This is a genomic window from Pseudoflavonifractor phocaeensis, from assembly GCF_016901955.1.
Taxonomy (GTDB): domain Bacteria; phylum Bacillota; class Clostridia; order Oscillospirales; family Oscillospiraceae; genus Flavonifractor; species Flavonifractor phocaeensis_A.
Window position 1 is genome coordinate 1 of record NZ_JACJLC010000149.1, and the last position, 3,638, is coordinate 3,638.

3 protein-coding genes and 1 pseudogene are annotated in these 3,638 nt (G+C 59.1%); 2 read left to right on the forward strand and 2 right to left on the reverse strand.

What is annotated here, in order from left to right:
• Together H6B51_RS16545 and H6B51_RS16550 are read left to right on the forward strand one after the other, a co-directional pair.
• A partial coding sequence (locus H6B51_RS16545) for an electron transfer flavoprotein subunit alpha/FixB family protein (RefSeq protein ID WP_204884701.1) occupies positions 1-938 on the forward strand: 938 nt, incomplete at its 5' end.
• 186 nt (positions 939-1,124) lie between these two features.
• A complete protein-coding gene (locus H6B51_RS16550; protein WP_204884702.1) occupies positions 1,125-2,267 on the forward strand; it encodes an acyl-CoA dehydrogenase in 1,143 nt (380 codons plus the stop codon).
• Positions 2,268-2,393: 126 nt separating this feature from the next.
• Here H6B51_RS16550 and H6B51_RS18520 read toward each other — a convergent pair.
• Together H6B51_RS18520 and H6B51_RS18375 are read right to left on the reverse strand one after the other, a co-directional pair.
• Positions 2,394-2,840 (reverse strand): annotated as a pseudogene (locus H6B51_RS18520) (DHH family phosphoesterase); the annotation flags it as partial.
• Between the two features lie 41 nt (positions 2,841-2,881).
• Complete coding sequence (locus H6B51_RS18375) at positions 2,882-3,583, reverse strand: ribonuclease H family protein (RefSeq protein ID WP_335342196.1); 702 nt, start codon at positions 3,581-3,583, stop codon at positions 2,882-2,884.
• Positions 3,584-3,638: the final 55 nt, after the last annotated feature.

Here is a 3,638-nt window from a genome sequence, read left to right on the forward strand (position 1 = left end):
TGGGCCTGGAGCTGCTCACCCCCGGCCGTGACCTGGCGGACAAGCAGGGGGGCAGGCTGGTGGGCATTGTCATCGGCAGCGGGGTGGACGCCGCCGTCAGCGCCGCCTCTGCCCAGGGTGCCAACCAGGTCATCGTCATCGACGGCCCTGAGTACAAGGAGTACACCACCGACGCCTATGCCGCCGCCATGTACTACCTGGTGGAGAAGTACGGCCCCACCACCCTGCTGATTGGCGCTACCCCGGACGGCCGTGACATGGGCCCCCGCCTGTCCTGCCGACTCAAGACCGGCCTGACAGCAGACTGTACCGGCCTGGATATCGACGTGGAATCCGGCAACGTGGCCTGGACCCGCCCCGCCTTCGGCGGCAACCTGATGGCAACCATCCTCTGCCCCGACCACCGGCCCCAGATTGGCACCGTACGTCCAGGCGTGTTTAAGAAGTCTGCTCCTGTTGCGCCCAGAGCAGAGATCATCCGCGAGGAATTCCATGTGGCACCCGAGCAAATCCGGACCGAGCTGCTTGAGGTGATCAAGGAGGCGGCCGGTGAGCTGGTGGACCTGGAGGGCGCGGATATCATCGTCTCCGGCGGACGGGGCGTGGGCGGCCCGGAGGGCTTCGCTCCTGTGAAAGCCTTGGCCGAGGTGCTGGGGGCCACCGTGGGGGCCTCCCGCGCGGCAGTGGACTCGGGCTGGATCTCCCACGCCCATCAGGTGGGCCAGACGGGCAAGACCGTGGCCCCCAAGCTGTACATCGCCTGCGGCATCTCCGGGGCCATCCAGCACCTGGCCGGCATGAGCGGCTCGGACTGCATCGTGGCCATCAACAAGGACCCCGACGCCCCCATCTTCGACGTGGCCGACTACGGCATCGTGGGCAACCTGTTTGAAGTCCTCCCGGCCCTCACCGAGGAGATTAAAAAGCTGAAGGCATAGGCCTTCCTGAACCGGTCAGAAACGGCTCCCCATTCCTTTCTCATTGCCTTCCTCCTACTCAGCGGGCCGTTTCTATTCCTGATGACGCTTCGAGCTGCCTCTTGCCGGGCAGCTCGAAGCCGTATCAGGGCATTGTTAAGAAGTTGACACAGCAATTTATGAAAAATGGAAAAGGAGAAATGTAAGATGAACTTCCACTTTAACACAGAGGAACAGGAAATCCTGGACATGCTCCACGAGTTCTGCCTCAAAGAGGTGGCCCCCATCGCCGCCGAGATCGATGAGAATGAGCGCTTCCCCGAGGAGACCTGGCACAAGCTGGCGGAGATGGGCATGATGGGCGTCCCCTTCCCCGAGGAGTACGGTGGGGCCGGGCTGAGCTATCTGACCTACATTGGCGTGTGCGAGGAGCTGGCCAAGCACTGCGCCACCACCTCCGTCATGGTCTCCGCCCACTCCTCCCTCTGCACTTGGCCTATCAGCGAGTTTGGCACCGAGGAGCAGAAGAAGAAGTACCTGCCCCCCCTCTGCTCCGGCGAGAAGCTGGGCGCCTTCGGCCTGACCGAGCCCGGGGCCGGTACCGACGCCGCCATGCAGAAGACCACCGCCGAGGACAAGGGGGACCACTGGCTGCTCAACGGCTCCAAGATCTTCATCACCAATGCGGGCTACGCGGATACCTTTGTCATCTTTGCCATGACCGACAAGGAGAAGGGCAACCACGGCATCTCCGCCTTCATCGTGGAGAAGGGCTTCCCCGGCTTTAAGGTGGGTGCACACGAGAAGAAGATGGGCATCCGGGGCTCCTCCACCTGCGAGCTGATCTTTGAGGACTGTGTGGTGCCCAAGGAGAACCTGCTGGGCGAGCTGAACAAGGGCTTCAAGATCGCCATGATGACCCTGGACGGGGGCCGGATCGGCATCGGGGCCCAGGCCCTGGGCATCGCCCAGGCGGCCATTGACGAGTGCGTCAAGTACACCAAGGAGCGCATCCAGTTCGGCAAGCGGATTTCTCAGTTCCAGAACACCCAGTTCCAGCTGGCCGAGATGCAGGCCCATGTGGACGGTGCCCGGCTGCTCATCTACCGTGCGGCCCAGGCCAAGCAGGACCACGAGCCCTACTCCCACCTGGCGGCTATGGGCAAGCTGGTGGCCTCTGAGGCGGCCAGCGATGTGACCCGCCGCTGCCTCCAGCTGGTGGGCGGCTACGGCTACACCCGGGAGTACCCCTTCGAGCGGTTTATGCGCGACGCCAAGATCACCGAGATCTACGAGGGCACCAGCGAGGTCCAGCGTATGGTCATCTCCGGCTGGATGGGCGTAAAGTAAGCCCTGCGGCCTGCGGACCGCCCTCCTTCCGAAGAAGCGGAACAGACAAAACGCGGGCGGAAGAGCGCGAGGGGGCGGCAGCCCGCCTCGTGTGGGATAGAGTGGGATAGCGTCTGCACACTTGGGCTGGCGTCCATCCGCCAGATGGTGATCCAACACCACCATGTTGTTCCCATTGTTTGCCGCGTCGTCCAAAACGTCGCCTGCTGCGATCCCATTGTCTACAGTTATGATGAGAGAATCCCGAACGCCATCCAACAGTCGCTCCGACACTCCGTAACCGTCTGAAAATCGTCGTGGAATGATGGTTTTGGGCTCACATCCCATATATCGCAGGAGCCGAACCATAATGGCAGTGGATGTGATCCCGTCCACATCGTAATCTCCCACAATAACCACGGGCATTGGAGTAACACTAATCGCAATCGTGATGACCTCAGCAGCATGCACTATCCCGGCAATGGATTCTGGCCTAACCGGCTTTGGATCGAGCAATTCCAATTCGGATTGCTGAGATCGCCCCAAAACGGCAGCCTCCACAGTATCATATCTTTTAGCGCTTATCCAATCCATCTTGAACTCCTTTTAACAAATGCGGCATATGGCCCCTGCCATTAACCGAATCTATGGGCAGACAGCCAAGCGATATATGCCATAGAACAACGGTGGTCTGGATCGTCATCTCCGCAGTAATCACAATAGCCCTTGGCTCCGCACGGGGCCGGAATACCATCAGATGCAACATGCTGTGAGCGGATGAAATGCTCAAACGCACCCAGAACATCCATACAGTTCAATTCATTGACCCAGCCAGCTTTTGGGCTTTGATCCTCTCCAGCATCTATGCTTGCAGCGGGATCTCTGCCCGCAATTTCTTCATATCTCTTGCTCTGCTTTGTGGCTAATCTGTCGCAAACCTCGTTGTAATAATTGCCAACATGGCCTTTTACCCAGATAAATTGGACCGAGTGTTTCCGGGTCAGGCTGTCCAGTTCTTTCCACAATTCGACATTTTTTAGCTCGCCACCGCTCCTGGCCCATCCATGAGCCCGCCAGCTTTTAAGCCACCCCTTATTGAATGCATTCGTGACATATTGGGAATCTGAGTATACCTTGACGATATGGGGGCCTCGCAGGGCCTTTAGACCACTGATGACACCCATCAATTCCATCCGGTTGTTGGTCGCGGATATGTGCCCGCCGGACAGTTCCTGTTCTTTTCCATCAATGATAATGACACAGCCCCATCCTCCGGGGCCCGGATTACCAAACGTGCCGTAAAGCCCCTGCCTTTTAGGCATGGGGATATAAGGCACACCTTATTCCCTCGTCAGTTAGGATATCATCTTGCAGTATATAGCGAATAGCTGT